A 24,042-nucleotide genomic window follows, 5' to 3' on the forward strand; every position below is an offset into this window, starting at 1 on the left:
GGAGAGTTAAAAATATTGCATGTTTTTGGATTTATATACATATTTTCACTACTGCGTTAAGATGCAATTTTAGGGGTTTATAAAATAATTATGTTAGACCGGCTCTGACGGAAATACTACTGTTACGGTAGTACCCTCATTCAGCTGACTTGTTATGGTTATGCCGTAAGCCTCTCCATAGCGCAGCTTTATCCGTTTATTTACGTTTCGCAGGCCAATACTTTTAAAGTTATTATTTTCATCGTTAATATAACCGTTTAAGGATGCCGTCTGCTCTTTGTCCATACCTTTTCCGTTGTCCGAAACTATAAAGTGCAGTAAACCGTCAGACTCATAACCTTGTACAGCAATAAGACCGTCTTTTCGTATCGTGTTCATGCCATGATAGATGGCATTTTCTACAATCGGCTGGAGAATCAGCTTAATCATTTCGTGTTGGAGAATGGCTTCATCGATAGACAATTCGACCTTATAGGAGTCATGAAAACGTATTCCCTGAAGACGGATATATTTTTCAAGGATGCATATTTCTTCGGCTACGATTACGATACTCTTATCCTTGCTGATGCCGTAACGCAGTATAATTCCTAAATCGGAAGCCATTTCTGAAGTAGTATCATCATCATTGATGGTTGCCATCATGCTGATGGATTCCAGCGTATTATATAAAAAGTGCGGATTTATCTGGGACTGAAGCATCTGCAGCTCTGTTTCGCCCTGTTTAATCTGCTCAAGGTATACTTCCTGGATTAAGCTGTTAATCTTTTGAATCATGGAGTTAAAGGAGTGGGCAAGGCTTCCGATTTCATCATGGGAAGTGATATTTACAGGGTTGCCAAAGTTCCCGGTCTCTGCCAGTTTCATGAACATTTGCAGCTTTTTGATGGGATTGACAATCTGCCTGGATATCAGAAGTATGACGAGTACAGTAATAATTAATATAATAGCTGAAAATAGAACCGTGGAGCGCTGCATGCTTTCCAGGTCACTGAATAAATCCTTTGTGGGTATTAAACGTATAATGTGCCAGCCCGTGTAAGAGGATTCAATTGAGGATATCCAAAGCTCCTGCCCATCCATGTCAACTTTTTTGATTTTATTTTCCCCTGCTGAGTGAAGAGCCTTGATATCATCGGGGGTAATCTTTGCGATATATTCTTCTTTTGTGTCATAAATGGTGTAATCTCCGTCTAATATAACAATCCGTTCATCGTTTGATACCTTCATGTTATCACATACCTTACGAAGATAGTCAATATCCGTATTCACTAGCAGCACGCCGATTACCGTGCTTGTTTCAAAGCGGACAATTCCTCTTGATATTCCAAATACATAGTGGGGACTGCTCTTTTTTACTACATAAGGAAGTTCATAGGTCCGAACAATATTGGGCTTTCCGAATTTTTTAATGGTCTCTAAAAACCAGGGCTCTTTTGACGGGTTAAAGGCTTTATAGATTGGCACTTCTACCTTATAATCCGCCTTACCGGAGGTGTTAAAGATAAAGCAGGAGGTCAGGGACTGCTTGTAACCCAGGATATCATTAAACATCTGTTCATTCAGCTTTTGGAAAATCAAAGAGGACACACCATCCTCTTGAAAGGATTCCAGTTCTCTAAGGTAGCTGATATCATTGTATTTATGAGTAAGCGGAAATTTGGTGATATTGGAAAGGTCGGCAATATAGTCATCTATCTTGCTGATAGCCTGATGATTGGTTTGATTCACCGTATTTAAAGTAGTCTGCCGTTTATCTTTTGTAAAGGTAGAAAAGTTAGTGTAGGACAGCAAAAAAATCGCGAAAAATACCAGAACGATGATGATGGTTAGTCTATTAAAAATAGGGATATCTGTTAAGCGTATCTTCAGCCGGTGAAGTATGTTCTGGTCTTTTTTTGGAGCTGTATTTTGATAGTCGTTCATGAATACCTCTTCTCTGTATCGTTACAGATGTTTTTTCATTGGCTATATTGTACAAAATAAAGCTTGTATTGGCAAGCAAATTCTATTATAATGATAGAAGGCTTTATCCGGGATGCTAAAGGAGGTGTACAATTTGAAAATTTTCATCGTAGATGATGATCAGATTATACGATTGGGATTGCGAAAAACCATAGAAAAAAGTGAGTTGAATTGTACAATTGTCGGAGAAGCTTCTGACGGAGAGTTAGCTCTGGAAGAAATTAAAAAGAATGAAGATATAGACCTTGTTATTACAGACATCAGAATGCCTGTTATGGATGGCCTCGAGCTGATACGTGAAATCAGGAAGTTCAATTCTGTAGTACGTATCATTGTGCTGAGCGGTTTTGACGATTTTAAGTATGTGCGGAATGCCTTTATGGACGGAGCCGTGGACTATATATTAAAGCCTATCAATAAGAGCGATTTTCTTGCTCTTTTACAGAAGTTGAAGGCAGACATTGCAAAGGATATGAAAGATAAAGGCATTGTAGAAGAGTATCACAATGTTTATCAGGAAAAGATTATTAATAAACTGCTTCATGGAAAGTTCAAGACAGAGGAAGAAATGGCAGAGGCAGCAGCAAGAATCAGCCTTCCTTTAACCGGAAATTTTGGCATCATGGTGCTGCGTACGGATAACTGGTATAAGGAGAACGCAGAAAAGCTTCCTGCGGAGGGAATTATGGAACAGGCGTTTATAAAGATTACGAATCTGTTCCGGCTGGATCAGAACAATAAGTATTATGCCTATATTGCCCATGACTCTATAGCAGTTTTCATTGAAAGTAAAGCTAATGCAGTAGAAAAAGAGCTGTACTATAAATACCATTCATTTTTTCTGAATACTCCTCCTGAAGAGGGAATGAGTTTCACTCTGGGAACCAGCAGAAGATTTAGTATGCTTGCGGAGGCAGGCAAGGCTTTTGCAGAAGCTGTAACAGCGGCAGAAGCGAGATTCTATCTTGGAAAGGGCAACCTGATTTTCTATGACGAGCTATCCTTGCCGTGTAAAGACATAGCCATAACTTCCGAGGAACTGATGAAGGGATTAGCGGATGCGCTTGATTTATGTGACTATATTAAAGTTAAGGATGAAACAGAAAAGATATTTCATGAGTTGATGGGAGCGGACCCGGTGGAATTTCGCCTGCGGATTAAAATGGTTCTGGAGCTGCTTCTTTTTCAGGTAAAGGATTTTAAAGAAGCCATGTCTTTAAATGAAACAGAATATGAATATGCAATACAGTATGTAAATACCTCCGAGGAATTAAAAAATAAACTGCTTTTTCTATTCCGCGGTGCTATTCAGAGCATGAAGCAGGAAAGAGAGCGGCGCAGTAAGAAGCGTATTGAAATGGCAAAGAAGTATATTGATAAGCATTATATGGAGTCAATTACCTTAAATGATGTAGCAGAGCATGTGGAATTAAACCCGTCTTATTTCAGCAGTCTTTTTAAGAAGGAGACAGGCTTTAATTTCACCGATTATCTTTTGGATACCCGGATTGAGATGGCAAAGAATCTTCTTTTAAACCCTACTGTGAAGGTATATGAGATTGGGTGTAAGGTGGGTTATGAGGATGCTGTTTCATTCGGAAGAGCTTTTAAGAAGAAAATAGGAATGTCTCCAAAGGAGTATAGAAAGATTATCAGCTAAGACAAAGAACATGGGAAATATCATGAATATCCGGCCTTGAACCAGGAAACCGGATGACTGATATTATTCCATGTTTTTTTGTGGAATAAAGACCTGCAGACCTAAGAAGTTTTATGAGAGGATAAAAAATTGCATAGAAACCCAAAATCGAGTTGTTAAATGAAGGCCCTTCCCGTGCTACCATTGAGATAATGCTTTTAAGAAATATCTTAAGGGCAAGCATTATGATAAAGGAGAGGGAAAAATGCGTGCAAAAAAAGTAAAGAAAATCATAGCAGTTATGACCAGTGTTGCCATGCTGTTTACGGGTATGAATTTAAAGCCCGCCGCAGCCGCTGCAGAGGAAACGGGGCAGCCAACAGGTATGATAATTGACTATGCACCTGAGTTTAGAACGGTATTTCAAAATTATGTCACTACTCAAGGGATTAAGCTAATGGATGGTGATAAAGAATTGAAATTCGCTTCCTTGAACTATCCGCAAGCTACCAGTGACAATGAATGGGAACAGAGGAATGCAATTAAGACCATTGAGGCAATGGGAGGAAATGTTACCAGAACTTATACCATACCGGTTTATAATGGGAAAAATGCAGGGACTGCCTATGTTACCGGAGTGGACGGGCAGGGAAATCTGACCTTTAATGAGGATGCCTTAAATAAGCTGGATAAGCTCCTTGCTATCTGCAACGAGTACGGCATCAGAGTGATTATACCTCTCGTAGATCATTGGCACTGGGTAGGCGGTATTGACGGTTATTGCAGACTGGCAGGTATTACGATTAACACAACGGACAGTCTTGATCCCAATGCATGGCAGTTCTATACCAACGAAACCTGCCGTGAATTATTTGAGCAGATGATCAGCCATCTGATGGAGAGGACTAATACGGTAACCGGCGTTAAGTATAAGGATGACCCGGCGGTTCTGTGCTGGGAAACAGGAAATGAAATCGCTGCCTATGACAGTACTTCTAATCCGAAGTTTCCGCAGGATTGGACAACAGAAATTGCTGCCCATCTGAAATCTGCCGGAATCAAACAATTAGTGCTTGATGGTAAGATGGATGCCACGGCAGCATCTTTAACTGACCCGAATGTAGATATTCTGGGAAGTCATTACTATACGGGTTCTTTTTCACAGAAATTAAAGAATGATACCGAGATGGCTCATGCAAATGGAAACGGAAAGCCCTTTATTCTTGGGGAATTCGGAACCTATACGAAATATCAGGATGTTGACAAGGTATTTAAGCAGGGAATTGACTCCGGCACCAACGGTATTATGATGTGGAGCTTAAGAGCCCATAAGGATGGATATGGCTATTATTTTCATCCCGAAGATCCGGGCAACTGGGCAGCTTATCACTGGCCGGGTTTTCCTTCGGGGGATTACTACGATGAAACCAATATTGTCAGAACCATTTATGCCTATGCCCAGCTAATGAACGGGAAAGCAGCCACCATAGAGGAGGCAAGGCTTATTCCGATACCTGCTCCTGAAACGGAGGAGAGCCCCCTTCTTTATAGCATTACTTCTGTGGGCGACATCAAATGGCGGGGCGTTGTAGGCGGTGCATGGTATGAAATTCAGAGGGCAGAAGGAGAAAACCCTTCGGAAGGTGATTGGAAAACGATTGCAGATAAGAACGACTATGTATATGATTCAGGACGAAACTGGGAAAATAAAGAGGTTCCGTGTATAGCAGGTTATCATGACATTACAGCCATAACCGGTGAGACTTATTCCTACCGTTTAAGAGCATGCAATGAAACCGGTGCGGGACTATGGTCCAATGCAGTGTCTACAGAATCAGCAAGCCATGATATAACGGATAATCTGGACATGATAAGCGTATCCAGTACAGACCAGAACCCTGCCGAGATCCGTAATACTTACAGCTATGATCATTCGGCCAATGTAACGGTTTCCGGCAGCACCTTAAAGAATGACAGCAGCACCGACGGTTATATTACATACTTTACCGGAGATATCCTTTCGAAAGTAAGCATTGTAACAAAGGGAGAGCCTTCCAGCGCTCCAAGAGCGTATGTATCAAAGGACGATATTACCTATCAGGAAATCGGTCTCACTAAGGATGGAGTAAAATATTCTTCCGATAGTATACCGGAAGGAAGTTATTTCTTAAGAGTGTACATTGGCGGTAATAATGCCTGCATATTAGACAGCATCCAGGTGATTTACAGTTTCCATGACGAGGCAGAATTGTATCAGGGCAAGAAGGCTCCTGCCAATGCTTTTATACAGGATGAAACCTTCGATTCTGCCAATCCTCTTTATGCTTATAAGAGTAATAACTTGGATTATACAGCAAGCGGAGATGTGAAAGGTCTTGCCACAAAGGATGAAAATGGGGCAGAACTCATTTATAAAACCGGAGACGATATGACCTCTTACCGGATTACCTTATATGCAAAGGATGTGAGCGAGGTAAAGGTCGAATATTCTATGGATGGGGTTTTGTATACGAAAATATCCCCGAATGATAACAAAGAGATGTCAGGCGAATATACAAAGCTCATTTTTGCAGATCTCGATGTTACAAATCCGGTGCGTTTCATTAAAATAACTTATCCGGCAGGAAAAGAAAAGGTAATTGTAAAATCAGTAGAAGCAGCTTCCGGAAGCAAGAGACTTCCCATGGCTGATAAAGCGCCTGTTAATGTGCTGGAGGATGGGGAATATTACTTTGGAAGTCTCACAAAGCTTCAGGCAGCATATACCTTAAGTCTGAATAATACAACAGGATTATTTATAAAAGAATTAAATAATATTGATTTTTCAGGCTATGATTGTCTGTATGCCTGGGTAAAGGGAAATGGAACAAGTGACAAAGCGGTTTTAAGGCTTACAGACAAGAACGGCATCCAATGGGAAGCGGACAGTGTAATGGGCGGCTCCTCACAGATGCTTAAATTCGAGTTTAATACCATGAGGGCAGTAGCCGGCGAGGGCTATGAGACAGCGGAAACACCTGATTTTTCTAAAGTTGCTGACTTTAGAATCGGAGTAGAGAGCGCAGATGGCAGTATTGACGGTATGCAGTTAGTACTGGATGAGAATAATTTTTATACCGGAAATTACGGAGTAGGAATAACCTATCAAAAGGGTGGACAGAGTTATGAGTTCGCTGTTGATAATATCTATGTAAGCAGTTTGACCAAAGTAGATGATTATGAAGGCTATAACGGCTCCAATACCCTGTTAAATGCAGCTTATTCAAGGAATACCGGCGGCGGTGCCTTTAACATTTCGCTGGATGTTGAGAAAAAATCAGAAGCCTCCTATGGTATGCGTATCGACTATGATTATGGAAGTGCCGGCTACGCTGGAGCAACAAAGACCATGGATTATCTGAATTTAAAGGATTATGACGGTATCAAGCTCTGGTATGTACCCGATGGTTCGGGCAATTCCCTTACCATACAGCTTCAGACTTCTGACGGATTATCCTGGGAATCAGTGGGGCTTATGACAGGCGCCGGTCCTACGGAGCTTTATATGCCCTTTGAATCCTTCAAGGCACCAAGCTGGGATCCCAGAACCGGAACCCTTGATAATAATTTAAACATTGTGAAGTTTTCTATCTATACCAATCAGGTAAAAGAGGTAACGAAAGGAACCTTGTACTTTGATGATATTAAGGGTGCCGATTTCAAGGATGATTTAAAGGACGCAAAGGTTGCAATTGCAAATGCAGATAATGAAACAGTGACCCAGTTCCCCTATAAGATTTCAGGAACCGCGGAAAAGGTAAATTATGCAGCCTTAAAAATAGGCAGTAAAAGCGTAAATGTGCCTGTTGTAAACGGCATGTGGGAATATGAGCTTACAAAAGACAGCAAAGTATATAACGGTACAGTAGATGTCAGTGCAAGCATCAATTACCATAACGGTGATGTAATCGCAAGTGATAATAAGAAGCTTACTTTAAACGTGGAAGGTAACGTGGAGGTATCACCTGTACAGTACGAGAAGGTTTATGAGATGGATTTTTCTTCTCTGGCTGGCATTCCCTCCGATTGGACAATTACCCAGTCGGGAGCTGACGGAAAGATTGAGAATTCACTTCTGTGGTGGGCGCAGAATGCCTATTCCGTTGATGTTAAGAAAGAGATTAACGTGCCGGACGGAATCTATCAGATGACGGCAAAGATGCGTGTAAAATCAGGCTTTACCGATTCCAGAATGTATGCGGTTACAGGAGAGGATACCTATAAGTCCAACTTCCTGGATACTACAGATACCTGGAAGGATATTACCATAGAAAATATAAAGGTTACAAACGGAAAGCTTTCTCTTGGCTTTTTGGCACAGGCGCCGGATGGCACTGACGGACTGGTATTTGCTATCCAGAAGGTTACACTCTATAAAACAGCTGATGTCAACCATATGCCAAACGGAGATATGGAAAGCCATAATGCGGACTGGCCGAATTTACCGGAGGGTTACACTGTTACTTATACCGGCGGAGATGGCTGGTCACCTGTTAAAACCGAGACAAACGGGCACCAGGCAGGAAGTACCGCCGATGTGGAAGGCAGCCGCAAATTTGCCGGTTATGCAGACAATGCCTATACCTATGACCTTAGCAGAGAGGTAAGCGGTTTAAGAGCCGGTACCTATGAACTAAGTGCCTGGATTAAATTATCTTCAGACGGAAGCTTTGGAGACGGCTATATGGAAGCACTGGTTAACGGTACGAACCGGAACCAGGTACATTATGATAATACACAGAAGGGCAAATGGGTACAGCTTACCTTAACCGGAATCAAGGTCACTGACGGAGATTTATTTGCCTGCCATTTTTATGGAGAGGTTACAAAGAAGGGCTTTGGCCTGGATGATATTTTCTTAAAGAGAACAGGGGACTTAGAAAGTGTCGTAAGTGCGGACATTACACCGAGGCAGCAGGAATATGACAAATATACGTCTTCCGGTGGAGGCATAAGCTTTACGGTAATCTGGGGAGATGCGGCTGTGATAACAGGCATTACCAGCAGCGGAGAGGTTGTCAGCGGAAGCGCTTGTACGGTATCCGGAAGTGCGCTTACCATAAATGATAGTTTCTTGATGTCACAGCCGGTAGGGCAGAAACAATTAACAGTAACCTTTGACAAGGGAAATCCGGTAATACTGACAATTGATGTGAAGGACACCACTCCCGGAAGTACACCGGACCCTGATCCGGACCCGGATCCAAATCCCGCACCAAATCCTGCACCAAGTCCTTCAGTCACTCCTGCAAAGCCTGTTCTGGAAGGTTACGGCAGCGGCTGGGAGAACATTAAGACAGCATTGGCTTCTCTGAAAAATACAAATGTTATTCTTAATATGAACCAGGAAACAAGTATCTCCGGTGATATTTTCAAGGTTCTAAAGGATAATAAGCTAATAGTGAAATTTGTGTTTGACGGATATAGCTGGACCGTTGACGGAAAAGATATTACCGGAAATATAAAGGATGTAATTGACTTATCTCTTACAAAGTCTGAAAGCGGACTGCCTTTACAGGAATTAAAGGAACTTACCGGCAGTTCGTCCTATATTCCTTTGCACTTAAATTATGAAGGTGAGTTTGGTTTTAAGGCAGAATTGACATTAACTGCCCCAAGTACCAATAAGGGACTGGCAGGGAATCTGTTTTACTATGATAAGGCAAAGAAGACATTCGAATTAATATCGCTTGGAAGGGTTAAGGAAAATGGCGAGATAACCTTAGAATTCACCCATGCATCTGATTATGCACTTGTCTTTTCTGATAAACCCATGCTTTCGGGCGAGCTAAAAAACATTAAGGTCACTCCTGCCGCAAAAACCCTTTATGCCGGAGGAACGACCGGAAAGACGGCAGCAGTAAAGGCAGTTCTTACAGACAATATCCTGGCAGCAAAAGAAAGCGGTTTATCTAATATTTCGATTTCTTACAAGTCAGCTGACACAAAGGTTGCCGCCGTATCCAAATCCGGTACGGTAACTGCAAAGGGAGCCGGAAGTACTACCGTAAAGACAACAGTAACGATTGATGGCTATTCTAAGACCTTTGTTACGAAAATAAAAGTTGCCAAAGCAGAGGTTAAGCTTATAAATCCTGTTAAGTCCATGAAGCTTGGAAGTACTCTTACCTTCCGTGTGAAGGTATCCGGGTATCTGACAAAGGATGTTACCTTTTCAACTCTTTCTGCCGGTAAGGTGGTTATAGGAAAGACAACAGGTAAGGCCACTGCCAAATCCAAAGGAACGGATACCGTTGTGGTACATTATGGTAAACATAAGCAGAAATATAGTGTAACTGTAAAATAAGGCTCTAAAATCTAAAAAATTGCATAGAAAAGCAAAGCAGAGTTATTTTAAAGAAGCCGCAGTTTCACTATAATAGTACTTAAGAGATGCATCTTGAAGTACTTAACAATCACAATATGGGAGATGGCAAAATGAAAAAAATTATTGCGAGACTTTTAGTTCTGACAATGATACTGACAGCCTTAACCGGCTGCGGCAGTAAGGGAAATAATCAGACCTCCACAGACAACAAAAATGCGAATTCCGGTACAAATACAGAAAATACCGGCAGTACAGATACGGCAGCTACGCCGACAGAAGAAGCTTTAAGCGGTAAGATCGTAGTTGCTACTAATATGACAAATCTGGTAGATACCACTTTAGCAGACCTTGCAAAAGAATTTATGGATGCGCATCCTGGCACGACCGTAGAATTTGAAGCAATCAAAGACTATGAAAATGTAATATCCACCCGCGTAGCAGGCGGTGAAGCACCGGATCTTTTTCAGGTTATTGATGGAATGAGCCAGGACACCTATGCAGATTACTTTAAACCCATAGATGACCTTGATATCAACTTTGACAATTTCTTATTTTCAAAGAATACCACAGGTAATGACGGAAAAATATATGCAATCAGCGATAGCGTTAACTATACCGGCGTAGTATACAACAAAGCAGCTTTCCGTCAGGCCGGGATTACCGATGTGCCTAAGACGATGGATGAATTCTGGGATGTATGTGCCAAGTTAAAAGCAGCCGGCATCACTCCTATGGGAACCGCATTTAAGGATGTATGGCCTATTTATCCATGGGTATCCTGGGACATGGTTCAGGTTACTTTAAACGGCAACACACAGGGCAAGAATGTATATGTTAACCAGGATGAAATCTTTGATAAGACTATGTTAGAGTCAATGAACACTATAAGAAAAATGTATCAGATGAATTATCTGGAGAAAGATATCATATCCGCAAACTGGGATCAGTTCAAGCTTGATATCTCTCAGGGAAAAACTGCTATGTTCTATGCAGAAACATGGTTCCCTGCACAGGTTGTTGAGGGCGGTGCAAAATCAGAAGATGTTGGTATGTTCCCGTTCCCCGGAGCAAAGGCAGTATTCTCTGTTCCCGGAAAATCATGGGGAATCTCCAAAGACTGTAAAGACACTGCTGTTGCAGAAGCCTTCTTAAAATTCATGTTAGAAGGCGGAAAATATGCTCTTGCATGCAACACCTTACCTTCTGATAAAACAGTTCAGAATACAGACCCTTATGCAGCTGAATTATTGTCCTACGGCGTTTCTGTATCCGAATGTGAAATCCCTGACGCTGCATTTACAAACATTAAAAATGAGATTGAATTAGATGAACAGTCCTTCTTAATGTCTTATGTACTGGAATCTGACGATACGAAGGCTCAAGCTATGGTAGATGAATGGAATAAGAAATGGGCGGAAGCAAGGCCGAATTTCGTAAAATAACATCAGCAATAAACTGATTCTCTTTGTAAAGGAGCTGCCGGAAAAGAAAAAACAAAAGGTAGCTCCTTTCTATTACAAAGGAAATAAAAAACAATCTCTTTCGAATGATTGAAAAGGGAGGATTCCGTCAAAGAATTCTCTGTAAAAGGAGGGCAAGTCATGAAGATCAAAACAAAAGTGAAGGACAGAATTACAGTGATAGGCTTTCTCTTAGTACCTGTGATTTTATTACTGATGTTTTCTTATTATCCTTTAATGAAGCTTTTTCAGTTAAGCTTTACAGACTGGAACGGTCTGTCCAAGGATTTTCACTATGTGGGCTTTAAGAACTTTAAAGATGTTTTAGGACAAAAAGAATTATTTGAAGTATTTGCAAACAATGCCGCTTACATTATCACAGCAATTATCCAGCAGTTTGTCGGATTGTTTCTGGCAATCCTGCTAAATTCCAACTTACAGAAGAAAAATATGTTCCGCTCGGTGATTTTTATGCCCTATATTATTAATGGTGTAGCGGTAGCCTTTATGTTTAACTATATGTACGATTATACCAATTCACCGGTTAATGTTATTATACGGGCACTGGGCTTTGAAAGTCATCAGATTCATTTCCTGACGGCAAGTTATTTTTCAAATTTCGCACTTTCTTTTATCAGTTTTTGGAAGTATGTGGGCTTTACCATGGTAATATTTATTGCTGCACTTCAGTCTATTCCGGGTGAAATATATGAAGCAGCAAGAGTGGACGGAGCCGATTTCAAACAGACAGTACGCTATATAACCTTTCCAAACATAAAGGGGATGGTAGAGATATCCCTGCTCTTAAGTATCAACGGGGCCTTACAGGCATATTTTGAGCCATTTATGATTACAAAAGGCGGTCCCAATGGCAGAACCGATACATTTATTACGAAATCCCTGGCTTTGGCCTTTGATTATAAAAAATACGGCAAGGCAGCCGTAATGGGTATTATCCTGTTAGTAATGATTCTGTTAATTGTAGCTGTACAGAGGCTGCTGCTAAGGGGGAATAAGAAGGAATGAGTATAATAAGTAAAAAAACCAAGCCAAAAGACGATTTGATGATAAAGGATACCTTTATCATAAGCAATAAAGCCGGAAGAATAGCAAGCTATGCCATATTAATATTTTTTATGATACTTGTTTTTACACCTCTTCTGATATTGTTAAATGTATCCTTAAAAAGCAATCAGGAATATATGCTAAAGGGTGTATATGCATTACCCGAAAACATACTGAATTTTAAAAATTATGCAAAAGCCTTTGTAACAGGTAAGTTTGCTCTTGGTTTTAAAAATACATTGATTCTGATTGGCGTTAGTGTTCCGGTATCCCTGCTAACCGGAACGATGGTAGCATACGCCATGGGAAGATTTGATTTCGTATTAAAGAAACTGATGCTTTTATTGTTTTTAGTACCTACCTTTATCCCGGCAATGACAGTAACCATAGCCACTTTTACCTTAATCAGAAATCTGGGACTTTATAATACCAGGCTTGCGGGAATGCTCCTCTATATCGGAACGGATATTATGCAGATCTATATATTTCTTCAGTTTATCAACCAGATACCGGTAGCATTGGATGAAAGTGCAAGAATAGACGGTGCATCCAGACTTAGGATATACTGGTCCATTATTCTGCCCCAGATGAAGCCGGCCCTTGCAACAGGTGCCATATTAAAGGTGCTTGGAATTTACAACGATTTCTTTACCCCATATATGTATATGCCAAAATCCAATCTGAAAACCGTAGCAACAGCCTTAAACTCCTTTGCCGGAGACAGGATGGCGGACTGGCCCTTAATGTCATCGGCAATACTCTTTGTTGCGATACCGACCATTGTGATGTATATATTCATGCAGCGTTATATTATCAGCGGGGTAACAGACGGAGCGGTTAAGTAATACTATGAACGCCTTAGCGACAAAATTGCAGGACTACTTAAGAACAAGGCGATAGACGATAAGGAGTCTCAATGAATACAAAAATGCGGTTAAAGGATAAACGGAGGAGCAAATCCTTCGGTTTTCATTCCATCAGATTCAGGATAATAATAAGTTACTTTATTCCGGCGATATTAATTCTGCTGACAGGCGCTTTTACCTACTCAAAGTCTTCCGCCGTTTTGGGAGAGACCTACAGGGAGGCTGCTCTAAGCACCCTGACGGCACGGGGGGATTATATAGAACTGGTAATGGAGTCTATCAGAACCAAGGCAAACCAGCTTTCCTCCAATGCCAATATTGCCAAATACTATGCCGGTGCCTATAAAAAAGGGAGTCAGGAAGAATATAGCGCTTATGATGCTGCCTATAAGGATGTAATAGCGATGGCGGGAGCTGATAAGTATATCTATGCTGCCAGTATTCTATCTAAAAAGCAGGACGCCATATCTTCCTTTGCAAATTTCAGTTCGGATTACAGCTATGATATCTTTGAAAGCTCTGACTTTCTAAGTAACCTTTTAAATGGTGAAAAAGAAGTCTGGATTAAAGGTCATGACTACTTAAGCCAGATGTTAAAGCTGGATGATAATAAGATAGGGTTTTCTTATATAAGAGCTCTGCAGAATAAATCAGGAAAAACCCTTGGATATATCGTAATTGATTTAAAAAAGGATGCGCTGGAAAAAGTATTAAAAGAAGCGGACTTTGGACAGAGCAGCGAAATTGCACTTTGGCTAAACAGTGACAGTAAGATAGAAAGCCCTTTAAACCAAGAACACTATACTCTGGATAAAGCAGGGGTATTTGAAAAGGAGAAAGCGAGAAACAACAATAGCGGCAGCCTTTTAGTGCCTGGAGAAAAGGGAATGAATTATTTTATATTCCGGAACATCAACGCTACAGAATTCTATCTCTATGGGATTATACCTAAGAATCAGATCCTTATGAAAGTAGATATGATTAAGAAGATAACCGCCACCTGTATCCTCCTTGCCATCTTTCTGGCACTTTTAACAGGAACGGCAGTGGCTTCCGGAATTAACAGCACAGTAGGAAAAATCAGAAAAGCTGTTGAAAAAGCCTCTCAAGGTGACCTGACGGCAGAAATAACCCGCTGCGGCAGGGATGAACTGGGGGTGTTGGCAGCAGGAATTAACCGGATGCTGTATGAGATGAAGACCTTAATACAGAACAACCAAAGTGTGGCTAAGCAGGTTATTGATTCCGGGGACCAGGTCCAGACAGTAACAGAGAGGATGAAAGAAAGCTCCGGGGCAATTCTTTCCTGTGTGGAAGAGTTAAAGGAAGGGGCCGCTTCACAGGCAAAAGAGGCAGAGAGCTGCCTGCTGGAAATGGAAGAGCTTTCTAAGAAAGTGAATGTTGTATATCAAAAGGCAGATAAGGTAATCGAAACGACCAAGGACAGCAGGGAGCTGGCATTAAGCGGCGTGAAGACCATTGAGGATTTAAAAGGGCATACGGTGGCAGTAACAGCACAGATGCAGCAGATTGGCAGGGAAATTGAAGATCTGGAAGAAAACTCCATGACAATTAACCGAATTGTAGACGTCATAAATGGTATTGCCGAGCAGACGAATCTGCTTGCTTTGAATGCCTCTATTGAAGCGGCAAGAGCCGGAGGAATGGGACGCGGCTTTGCAGTAGTTGCACAGGAAATAAGAAAGCTGGCAGAAGAGTCAGCGGAGGCAGCCGTAAAAATAAAGGCAAATATCAACGGCATCCAGACAAATAACAGGCAGGTAATTATAACCGTAAAATCTGCCGGTGAAACAGTGGAAAACCAGGGAACGGCACTTGCAGATGCGATTGCCATGTTCCATCAGATCAATGGCTGTGTGGACAATCTTGCTGTTAATATGGAAGATATCGTGACGGAGCTAAGAGAGGTAGAGACGGTGAAATCTGTGAATCTGGAAATGACGGAAAATCTGTCTGCCTTACTGGAGCAATCGGCAGCGGTTTTCGAAACGGTGAACCAGACTGCCATTTTGCAGATGGCAGCAGCAGGAGAATTAAATCAGGCTTCAAAAGAATTGGCTGATCATTCCACAATGCTAAAAGAAGCTGTAAAAGCCTTTGTGATATAACGGCCGGAGGAATGAAGAATAAAAAGGAAGGAATTGATACAACTATGAAAAAACCGGATATATCCTATTCGCCGAAGCCGGTGATTGAGCCAATGCCCGGATGCACCTGGGCAGATACGATGGTATTAAATCCTGCTATTGTAAAAGAAAAGGATTCGGATACCATTCATATGCTTTTCCGTGCCACAGGACCGTGGCCTGAAAAAAACTTAAAGGGTCTCTCCGACCCATATCCAATCTTTCTGGGATATGCTAAAAGTGAGGATAAAGGGAAGACATTTGTACCGGATTTTACAAGACCGGCACTTGCTCCAAGACTGGCTTATGACCTGGAGGATATGTATATTACCGACGACAGGGGAGAAAGGGCAGTAAATTATGCCAACGGCTGCATAGAAGACCCCAGAATATTCCTGGTAGAGGGAGAGTATTATGTGACGGCGGCCTGCCGGATGTTTCCGCCGGGACCATATTGGGAAGGGGATAAGAGAAAAGACAACCTTCCTGACTGGGCTATGAAGGAGGATAATCCCTTTGGCAGTGCTGCCTATAAAAACGATACGACCACAGTGCTATTTAAGCTTCATTTAGAAGAACTGGTGAAACAAAATTATGAAAGTGCATTTACTTATGTCTGTCCCTTAACAGACGGCAGCCTTACCGATAACCGCGATGTAATGCTGTTCCCCGAAAAAATGCTTATTGACGGGAAGATGCAGTATGTAATGCTTCACCGGCCGGATGAGCCGGATGTATTTGAGGATGGAAAGGGAATCCATAAGCCTTCCATGTTCTTGGCGGCGGCAGAGAATCTAAGAGATTTCATAACACCAAAGGCAACCCATAAACTTTTAGCGGCCAGTACCTTTGATTGGGAAGCGGAGCGCATCGGAGCAAGCTTTCCGCCTGTTTCTCTGGGAGAAGGAGAATGGCTGATATCCTATCATGGCAAACAGCTGCCGGATTACGGGTATACCCAGTCCTTTATGATTCTAAAAGAGAGAGAAAATAATTTTCCTGAAATCCTCCACCGCTGCAGCGAAAGAATTATGTTTGCCTCCCAGGAGTGGGAACTGCCGGATAAATTTTTATGTCCCTGTATTTTTACCACAGGAGGTATTGTTGTGGACGGGGAACTGCTTATGAGCTATGGAGCGGCAGATCAAAAAGTAGGAATGGCAAGAGTAAATTTAAAAGAACTGGTAGAGTATATACGCAAATTTTAATAGAAAACAGCAGTTGCAAAGGCAAAAATTGATAGCCCTCGCAGCTGCTGTTTTCCATTTACTATTTCCCGGTGACATGTTTTCTGCTGTAAAAAGATTTAACGATAGGAAGCTTTTAATATCGCAAAGCAATCCTCTTTTGTAAGAGGAGCAGGATCGACTTCAAATAATCCGCCCATAGTCTCGTAAGCTTTCCCTACGTATTTCATAAGTTCTTCTTCTTTTATACCGTAATCAGACATCTTAAGTTCAGAGACACCGCAGGCTTTTTGCAGTTCTGCCAAAGCCGTCACAAAATCAATAGGATCATTGGCGTCCGTCTTGCCCAGTGCCTTAGCCATAGCAATCAGTTTATCGTCACAGCTATGGGACTTGGCAAAATGGGTGTAGTAGGCACAGCTTATCATAATCAGACCGGCTCCGTGAGGAAGGGAAGGGTGATAAGCACTTAAGGCGTGTTCCAAAGAGTGTTCGGAGGTACAGCCGGAAGTGGATTCTACCATGCCGGAAAGGGTATTAGCCAGGGCAACGTCCTCTCTGGCTTTTTCATCCTTTCCGTTATTAACGGCGGCAGAAAGGCTTCTTCCGATAAGTTCAATCGCCTTTAATGCATATAGGTCGCTCATAACATAGGCAGTTTTATTGATATAGCCCTCCGTACTGTGGAATAAGGCATCAAAGCCCTGGTAGGCTGTCAGGTGAGGCGGAACGGTGAGCATTAGATCCGGGTCAACAACAGATAGCACGGGGAAAGTTTTCTCATATCCGAATCCAATCTTTTCCTCGGTATCTTCCTTTGTAACAACGGTCCAGGGGTCAACTTCCGTGCCGGTTCCGGCAGTCGTAGTGATAGCCACAACAGGAAGGGGAGAATTGGGAACGGGAAGCCCTTTTCCGCTGCCGCCGCTGATATAATCCCAGTAGTCTCCTTCATTAGCTGCCATAACAGCGATAGATTTGGCAGAATCTATACTGCTGCCGCCGCCAAGCCCTATAACAAAATCACAGCCGTTTTCTTTGGCAAAAGCTGCCCCCTCCATTACATGGGACTTAATTGGGTTGGGAAGAATCTTATCAAATACGGCATAGGAAACACCGGCAAGTGTAAGTTCTTTTTCTACCCTTTCCAGATATCCGTTTTCGCGGATGGATTTACCGGAAGAAATTACAATGAGAGCTTTTTTGCCGGGAAGCTTTTCTAAGTGGAGATTATTAAGCTGCCCCTTACCAAATAATAGTTTTGTGGGGATGTAGTAGTTAAAGTTCATAATATACTCCTTCTGTCTTTATTTAGGTTTTTAGCCAGGAACCTATAAACAGGATTCTTGCTTATCTTTGTTATACCCCATAGAGCTTACTCTAAGTCAAGCTTTTTTTGATTGGAACTGGAAATAATATGCAGTTAAAAAGCCTCATGGAACCGCATTAGAAAGAAGTATGCATGAAGGCAGTGCCAAGGCATACAAATACACGGCAGAAGGCAGGTGAATATCTGGGCGTACTGGAAGTAACCCAGGATATTAAACCCATTCAGGAGATTACCGGTGAAAAGAGACTGGTAACACCGGAATAATACTCTTATAAACTTATGAAAGGGGGAAGCTTATCTGCTCATAAGCCATATCCTTCTTAAGTTCATGCGGTTTCTTTAAAAGAAATTCTTCCGTTCTGGCGGAGTCCAACAGCCAGGGAAGGATTTCTTTTTCTTCTATTAATAAGGGCATCCTGTCATGTGTTCCAATCATGGATTCATTGGCAGGAGCAGTCAGTATTACAAAACAGTCGGCATCATTAAAATGGCTATAACAGCCTGCCATATAAAGAACTGGAGAATCGGCAGAATAAAAGGAGGCTTTTTCCTTTAAGGAATTCCATTCATAAAAGCCGGCGGCAGGAATGACACAGCGCCGTGTCAGGATGCTGTCCCGAAAAATATTTTTCGTAAGGGCTGTTTCACTGCGGGCATTTATAATAAGTCCTTTTCCCTTAAGTCCCGGAAAGCCCCACAGCTTTTCCTGGGAATGCAGTTTGTTTTCCTTAGCAATTAACACCAGGGCAGGCTCGGAGGGACGGATGTCTCTTATATATTCTTTTTGACCAAAGGCTTGGTCTGTTTCATTTACCAGTTTCTTAAGTTCTCTTACAGATTCTTCATTGATATAATATCTGCTGCACATGCGGTAACCTCCCTTTGGTATTATTGGGTATGTTTTTCTCTGCAATTATCCTGAAATTTATAGTAAAAAAGGTTCATCCTTGAATTTATAGTAGCACAGGAAGAAATATTCTGCAATAAAGAAAGAACATGGGTTCTGATAAGGATATTCTAAAACTTTAAAAAATTTAAAAACTTACCGGAACCTTTTATTTCCTCTTTCATACTATAAAATTAGTTTCATTTAAAAAAGTTAAATCAATCTAAAATAAAGTGAGGGTTATTTATATGACAAAGCTTACAGATATATCAGTTGGAAGACATACCACGGTTTTAGAACTTAAGGCTTCGGATTTGCTAAGGGAGAGGATGCTTGCCCTTGGCCTTACAAGAGGAGCCAGAATTGAGGTTATAAGAAGGGGTCCCTCCGGTGATCCGACCGTCTATGGAATCAGGGGAACTATGATTGCACTGCGAAAAGAAGAAGCAGAGCTTATAACAGTATTAGATTAAGTAGAATAAAGGGAGGATAACAATGGGCTTAACCTATCAGTCTACACAAAACAGTGCTATGACGGATCTCTATCATGTTGACAGGAAAGAAGGGCAGTATGTCATTGCCCTGGCGGGAAACCCTAATACCGGGAAAAGCACGGTATTTAATGCGCTTACAGGACTTCACCAGCATACCGGCAATTGGCCCGGTAAGACGGTTGTCAATGCAAGAGGAGAATTTACTCATGATGGCAGTGAAAATATACTGGTGGATTTACCCGGAACTTATTCGCTTTTTGCCTCTTCCGTGGAAGAGGAGGTTGCCAGGGACTTTATCTGCTTTGGCGGCTCGGATGCGGTTATTGTAGTAGCGGACGCTACGTGTCTCGAACGGAACTTAAATCTTGCCTTTCAGGTAATGGAGCTTACAGACAAGGTTGTACTTTGTATTAATCTGATAGATGAAGCCAGGAAGAAGAAAATTAGCATTGACGGGAAGGGAATTGAAGAAGAGCTTGGAATACCGGTAGTAATGTGTGCGGCCAGAAGCGGTATCGGAATGGAAGAATTAAAGGCTGCTGTTATTAAAGTGGCAGGCGGTAAAATAGCGCCAGCTCCGAAACTTGTGAAATATAATCCTGCAGTAGAAGAATATATTCAGAACTTCTACCCTCTGATAGAGAATAGAAATGGAGGAATTCCTGTAAGATGGCTGGCACTTCGGATGTTAGACGGTGACGAAAAGCTCTTTCAGACAATGGCTTCCCATATTGGCGACAATCTTTGGGAAGAAACAGTGCATGCTGCCAATATCGGGGAGGCACAGCTTGATAAGAAGGTTATAAGAGACCAGATATCGGAGGCTATTTACCAGAGGATAGAAGAAATAAAGGAAAAATGCATTCACGAGGAAACTGTCTCCAATGAAAGAGACAAAAAGATTGATAATATCATAACTTCCAGGCGGTTTGGAATACCAATTATGCTTTTGTGCCTGGCGTTGGTTTTCTGGATTACCATTGCGGGGGCCAATGTTCCTTCTGCCATTTTGGCAGCTTTCCTGTTTGGCCTGGAAGATAAGCTTATTCAGGTTCTTCACGCCATTCATGTATCAGACTGGATTACCGGGGTCTTGATTCTGGGCTTATACCGGACGCTGGCCTGGGTGGTATCGGTTATGCTGCCTCCCATGGCAATATTTTTCCCGCTCTTTACCATCTTAGAGGATTTAGGTTTTCTTCCAAGAGTTGCTTTTAACATGGACCATCTGTTTAAGAAAGCCTGCGCACATGGAAAGCAGTGCCTGACTATGATGATGGGATTTGGCTGTAATGCTGCCGGAATTGTATCCTGCCGCATCATAGAGTCACCAAGGGAAAGAATGATTGCCATACTAACCAATAATTTTGTCCCCTGTAACGGCAGATTTCCCACCTTAATTGCGATTGCAAGTGTATTTTTAATATCTTTTGGAGGAAATAAAGCGGGTATAGTTCCGGCTCTTGCAGTTACCTGCATGATAGTAATTGGGATTGGGGTAACCCTTCTTGTATCTTACTTTTTATCAAAGACTGTCTTAAAAGGAGTTCCTTCGAGCTTTACTCTGGAACTGCCTCCCTACAGAGTACCAAAGATAGGTAGGGTACTCTATACTTCCATGATTGACAGATCAGTATTTGTACTAAAGAGGGCAGTAATTGTGGCAGCTCCGGCAGGAGCCGTTATCTGGATTCTGGCAAATGTCAGCATAGGAGACGCAAGCATCCTTTTGCATATGGTTAATTTTTTTGACCCCTTTGCAAGGCTTATCGGACTGGATGGCTTTATTCTTATGGCATTTATTCTTGGTCTGCCTGCCAATGAAATCGTACTGCCCATTCTTTTGATGGCATATCTTGCTAACGGCTCCATGGTAGAGTATGACAGCTTAAAATCATTGCGGACGGTGTTAACAGACCATGGCTGGACGTATCTTACCGCTCTTAATACCATGCTCTTTAGTCTGCTCCATTGGCCTTGTGCTACAACCTTATTGACTATCCGTAAGGAGACCGGCAGTACGAAATGGACCCTTGTTTCGGCATTGCTTCCAACAGCGATAGCGGTTTTGGTGTGCTTTATTACTGCCTGCGCTGCAAGGCTGCTGAACTTAGTGTTTTAAAAGATAAAAAAAGTCAAGAAATTTTCTTGCGAAAAATATGATTTTTTTGTCTATTTTGTCTTAAAAACTTGTCTAAAAATGTGCATTTATAACTATTTTAAACAAATTATTTACAAATATGACAGAATATGCTATTCTGATTTCCACAAAATGTTTCCTTGCAGAGACTAGTTGTTCGGGAAAAAATAAAATCAGGAGGTAGGTATTAATGAAAAAACTGTTTTTTAAAAGAGCAGTCGTATTTATTGCGGCTCTGGCTCTTTTGGTAACAGGGATTGTACAGTTTCCGGCTGTTAGTGGAAAGACGGCGGAGGCTCAGACAACCGGAACATTGAGAAACGTGTTGTACTATGGTGACTGGTCTATTTGGGGCGGCCAGGGCAATTTTTATCCGAAAGGAATTGCAGCGGATCAGATAACACATTTAAATTTTGCATTTCTTGACTTTGATTCATCCGGTAATCTGATATTCACGGATAAAGATGCAGCAACCGGCGCACCGGTCGGTATGGACGGCGTTACATGGGGAGCCGCTAACGGTGGTGTATTAAATGCATTTCAGCAGCTTCGCGCTGAGAATCCCAATCTTCGTATTGGTGTTTCCCTTGGCGGCTGGTCCAGGTCCGGAGATTTTTCAGCCGTAGCAGCCAGTGAAACAGCAAGAAAAGCATTTGTTTCAAATGTTTGTAAGTTCATAAAATACTGCAATATGGATTTCGTGGATCTTGACTGGGAGTATCCCTGTTCCAAACGCAGTCCTGACCTTGTAGATAATGCCAAGGATGAAGGTACCCCGAACGCTTCTCCGGCAGATAAAGCAAATTATATTCTGTTATTAAAGGAATTCAGAAAACAATTAGATGCTCAGGGAGCCGCACTTGGACGTACCTATGAGTTATCTGTTGCCTTATCAGCATCAAAGGCTAATCTGGAAGAGGGTATTGATATTCCGCAATTATTCTCAGTTGTAGATTTTGCCAATATGATGACCTATGACCTTCGTGGTTCATGGGATGAATACAGCGGACATCAGACGCCTCTTTACAGCAATCCGGCTGATCCGTATGCAAGTTCCGGATATTCTATCGATGGCTGTGTGAAATACTTATTATCAAAGGGTGCTCCTTCCCAGAAGATCGTAGTGGGTGCAGCATTCTATACAAGAGGATGGGAAAAAGTAAGTGCAGGTTCCAATTCCTCTTTACCGGGCTTGTTTGGGGCTGCTGAACTTTGTGCAAAGGATGCGGATCTGACGGCTACCAGAGGAGCGGCAAATGAGGCAGCTCTTTCCGTTGGTGACGGAGGACATCGCGGCGGTGTTTGGAGTTACCGCTCTCTTAGCAAGCTTAAAGCTGCATACCCCGGACTGGTTGAATACTGGGATGATGTTGCAAAAGCACCTTATCTGTATAATGCATCAACCGGTGCTTTCTTTACCTATGATAATGTTAGAAGCATAACTGCGAAGGCAGATTACGTAAAGGCTAATAATCTTGGCGGTATGATTTCCTGGATGGCTTCCCAGGATGCAGAAACCACTGCATCAGGCAAAAGAGACGAGTTGGTTTCAACAATCAAAAAGGGACTTTTCGGTTCCGGTGCTCTTCCTGCCTATTCACTTCCTGCCAGTGCATTAGATGTAAGTTCTTCTATTACAGCAAGCGGAAATGTATATACGATTACAATTAAGAATAATGCAACTGCCAATGAATCCGGCGAAGTTTTATCTTTAGTTGAGACGGCGGGAGAAACAGTTAAGGCTCCTAAGTTATATATTAAGACAAATAGCGGTGCAACCTTCAGCGCATCCGGCTATGGCTGCGGAACTGTTACGAATTCCAACGGTTACGGCATTGCTGATATGGCTGTGGTTTATGATAACAAGCTTATTGGACAGGGTGCTACAGTCACGATCCAGTTAGCAGTTACAGGCACGGCAGATGTTTCTGACATCGCAAGTATCGAGCTTGCTCAAAGAATTACACCGGCCGGTGTTGAAATTAGCAAGCAGATAATTTATAAGGGAAACGGGACAGTAACGCCAACAGTAACCCCTACGGTAACGCCAACCGTGACGCCAACAGTAACGCCAACCGTGACGCCAACAGTAACCCCTACGGTAACGCCAACCGTGACGCCAACGGTAACCCCTACAGTAACACCAACAGTAACTCCTACTGTAACACCAACGGTAACCCCTGGCACAGATACTTATGATGCATCAAAGATTTATACTGCGGGAGATACGGTAGTATATAATGGTGTAACTTATGTGTGCAAATGGTGGACACAGGGTACTGCACCAGGCACTGCAAACGGACCTTGGGAAATGAAGACAACGTCAAATTCCGATGGTTCTGTTAATTACGTAGCAGGAAAAGCTTATGTCAGCGGCGATATTGTATTATATAACGGTGTGAAATATAAAGCGAACTGGTGGACGACTTCCGTACCAGGAGCTGATTCCTCCTGGACCCTGATCGGTTAACAGAGAAAACTAATATTAGTCTGGTATAA

At 42.1% G+C, this 24,042-nt stretch carries 14 protein-coding genes; 11 read left to right on the forward strand and 3 right to left on the reverse strand.

The genetic code is table 11. From position 1 onward, the window contains the following. Positions 1–93: 93 nt before the first annotated feature. Positions 94–1,923, reverse strand: coding sequence for a cache domain-containing sensor histidine kinase (locus BUF11_RS10690; protein WP_084558598.1), 1,830 nt, complete (start codon positions 1,921–1,923; stop codon positions 94–96). A gap of 133 nt (positions 1,924–2,056) precedes the next feature. Here BUF11_RS10690 and BUF11_RS10695 point away from each other — a divergent pair, with 133 nt between their 5' ends. From BUF11_RS10695 to BUF11_RS10725, 7 genes are all read left to right on the forward strand, one after another. Beyond that, positions 2,057–3,622 (forward strand): response regulator transcription factor, encoded by a 1,566-nt coding sequence (locus tag BUF11_RS10695; RefSeq protein ID WP_073588848.1) that lies wholly within the window; start codon positions 2,057–2,059, stop codon positions 3,620–3,622. A 244-nt stretch (positions 3,623–3,866) separates the two neighbouring features. Next, positions 3,867–9,947 carry a carbohydrate binding domain-containing protein gene (locus BUF11_RS10700; protein ID WP_073588849.1) on the forward strand — a complete coding sequence of 2,027 codons (6,081 nt, stop codon included), beginning with the start codon at positions 3,867–3,869 and terminating at the stop codon, positions 9,945–9,947. A gap of 131 nt (positions 9,948–10,078) precedes the next feature. Further along, positions 10,079–11,410 (forward strand): ABC transporter substrate-binding protein, encoded by a 1,332-nt coding sequence (locus BUF11_RS10705; RefSeq protein ID WP_073588850.1) that lies wholly within the window; start codon positions 10,079–10,081, stop codon positions 11,408–11,410. A gap of 159 nt (positions 11,411–11,569) precedes the next feature. Next, positions 11,570–12,454, forward strand: coding sequence for a carbohydrate ABC transporter permease (locus BUF11_RS10710; protein ID WP_073588851.1), 885 nt, complete (start codon positions 11,570–11,572; stop codon positions 12,452–12,454). After that, positions 12,451–13,338: a carbohydrate ABC transporter permease gene (locus BUF11_RS10715; protein ID WP_207665479.1), complete on the forward strand. Its 888-nt coding sequence runs from the start codon at positions 12,451–12,453 to the stop codon at positions 13,336–13,338. The genes BUF11_RS10710 and BUF11_RS10715 overlap by 4 nt, the downstream gene beginning before the upstream one ends. 71 nt (positions 13,339–13,409) lie before the next feature. After that, positions 13,410–15,488, forward strand: a complete 2,079-nt coding sequence (locus BUF11_RS10720) for a methyl-accepting chemotaxis protein (RefSeq protein WP_073588852.1) — start codon at positions 13,410–13,412, stop codon at positions 15,486–15,488. Positions 15,489–15,499: 11 nt separating this feature from the next. Next, on the forward strand, positions 15,500–16,714 hold the full coding sequence (locus BUF11_RS10725) for a glycoside hydrolase family 130 protein (protein ID WP_207665480.1): 1,215 nt from the start codon (positions 15,500–15,502) through the stop codon (positions 16,712–16,714). A 98-nt stretch (positions 16,715–16,812) separates the two neighbouring features. On the opposite strand, the gene BUF11_RS10730 is transcribed toward BUF11_RS10725, so the two are convergent. Continuing rightward, positions 16,813–17,982, reverse strand: a complete 1,170-nt coding sequence (locus tag BUF11_RS10730) for an iron-containing alcohol dehydrogenase (protein WP_073588853.1) — start codon at positions 17,980–17,982, stop codon at positions 16,813–16,815. Positions 17,983–18,155: 173 nt separating this feature from the next. On the opposite strand from BUF11_RS10730, the gene BUF11_RS24930 reads away from it, so the two are divergent. Continuing rightward, on the forward strand, positions 18,156–18,287 hold the full coding sequence (locus tag BUF11_RS24930; RefSeq protein WP_278277145.1) for a hypothetical protein: 132 nt from the start codon (positions 18,156–18,158) through the stop codon (positions 18,285–18,287). A gap of 13 nt (positions 18,288–18,300) precedes the next feature. Here the strand turns inward: BUF11_RS24930 and BUF11_RS10735 are convergent, their stop codons facing one another. After that, a complete protein-coding gene (locus BUF11_RS10735) occupies positions 18,301–18,891 on the reverse strand; it encodes an SOS response-associated peptidase (protein WP_073588854.1) in 591 nt (196 codons plus the stop codon). Positions 18,892–19,157: 266 nt separating this feature from the next. On the opposite strand from BUF11_RS10735, the gene BUF11_RS10740 reads away from it, so the two are divergent. The 3 genes from BUF11_RS10740 to BUF11_RS10750 all read left to right on the forward strand — a co-directional run bounded on the left by BUF11_RS10740 (position 19,158) and on the right by BUF11_RS10750 (position 24,013). Then, positions 19,158–19,382 (forward strand): FeoA family protein, encoded by a 225-nt coding sequence (locus tag BUF11_RS10740; protein WP_073588855.1) that lies wholly within the window; start codon positions 19,158–19,160, stop codon positions 19,380–19,382. 22 nt (positions 19,383–19,404) lie between these two features. Continuing rightward, positions 19,405–21,525 (forward strand): ferrous iron transport protein B, encoded by a 2,121-nt coding sequence (gene feoB, locus BUF11_RS10745; RefSeq protein ID WP_073588856.1) that lies wholly within the window; start codon positions 19,405–19,407, stop codon positions 21,523–21,525. A 208-nt stretch (positions 21,526–21,733) separates the two neighbouring features. Further along, positions 21,734–24,013, forward strand: a complete 2,280-nt coding sequence (locus tag BUF11_RS10750; RefSeq protein ID WP_073588857.1) for a glycosyl hydrolase family 18 protein — start codon at positions 21,734–21,736, stop codon at positions 24,011–24,013. Positions 24,014–24,042 lie beyond the last annotated feature (29 nt).

The sequence above is a fragment of the Anaerocolumna xylanovorans DSM 12503 genome (assembly GCF_900143645.1).
Classification (GTDB): domain Bacteria; phylum Bacillota; class Clostridia; order Lachnospirales; family Lachnospiraceae; genus Anaerocolumna; species Anaerocolumna xylanovorans.

Coding starts and splice junctions, on each gene's coding strand:
- BUF11_RS10690 (WP_084558598.1), bottom strand. CDS start 1,923: ATGAACGACTATCAAAATACAGCTCCAAAAAAAGACCAGAACATACTT.
- BUF11_RS10700 (WP_073588849.1), top strand. CDS start 3,867: ATGCGTGCAAAAAAAGTAAAGAAAATCATAGCAGTTATGACCAGTGTT.
- BUF11_RS10705 (WP_073588850.1), top strand. CDS start 10,079: ATGAAAAAAATTATTGCGAGACTTTTAGTTCTGACAATGATACTGACA.
- BUF11_RS10710 (WP_073588851.1), top strand. CDS start 11,570: ATGAAGATCAAAACAAAAGTGAAGGACAGAATTACAGTGATAGGCTTT.
- BUF11_RS10715 (WP_207665479.1), top strand. CDS start 12,451: ATGAGTATAATAAGTAAAAAAACCAAGCCAAAAGACGATTTGATGATA.
- BUF11_RS10720 (WP_073588852.1), top strand. CDS start 13,410: ATGAATACAAAAATGCGGTTAAAGGATAAACGGAGGAGCAAATCCTTC.
- BUF11_RS10725 (WP_207665480.1), top strand. CDS start 15,500: ATGAAGAATAAAAAGGAAGGAATTGATACAACTATGAAAAAACCGGAT.
- BUF11_RS10730 (WP_073588853.1), bottom strand. CDS start 17,982: ATGAACTTTAACTACTACATCCCCACAAAACTATTATTTGGTAAGGGG.
- BUF11_RS24930 (WP_278277145.1), top strand. CDS start 18,156: ATGAAGGCAGTGCCAAGGCATACAAATACACGGCAGAAGGCAGGTGAA.
- BUF11_RS10735 (WP_073588854.1), bottom strand. CDS start 18,891: ATGTGCAGCAGATATTATATCAATGAAGAATCTGTAAGAGAACTTAAG.
- BUF11_RS10740 (WP_073588855.1), top strand. CDS start 19,158: ATGACAAAGCTTACAGATATATCAGTTGGAAGACATACCACGGTTTTA.
- feoB (WP_073588856.1), top strand. CDS start 19,405: ATGGGCTTAACCTATCAGTCTACACAAAACAGTGCTATGACGGATCTC.
- BUF11_RS10750 (WP_073588857.1), top strand. CDS start 21,734: ATGAAAAAACTGTTTTTTAAAAGAGCAGTCGTATTTATTGCGGCTCTG.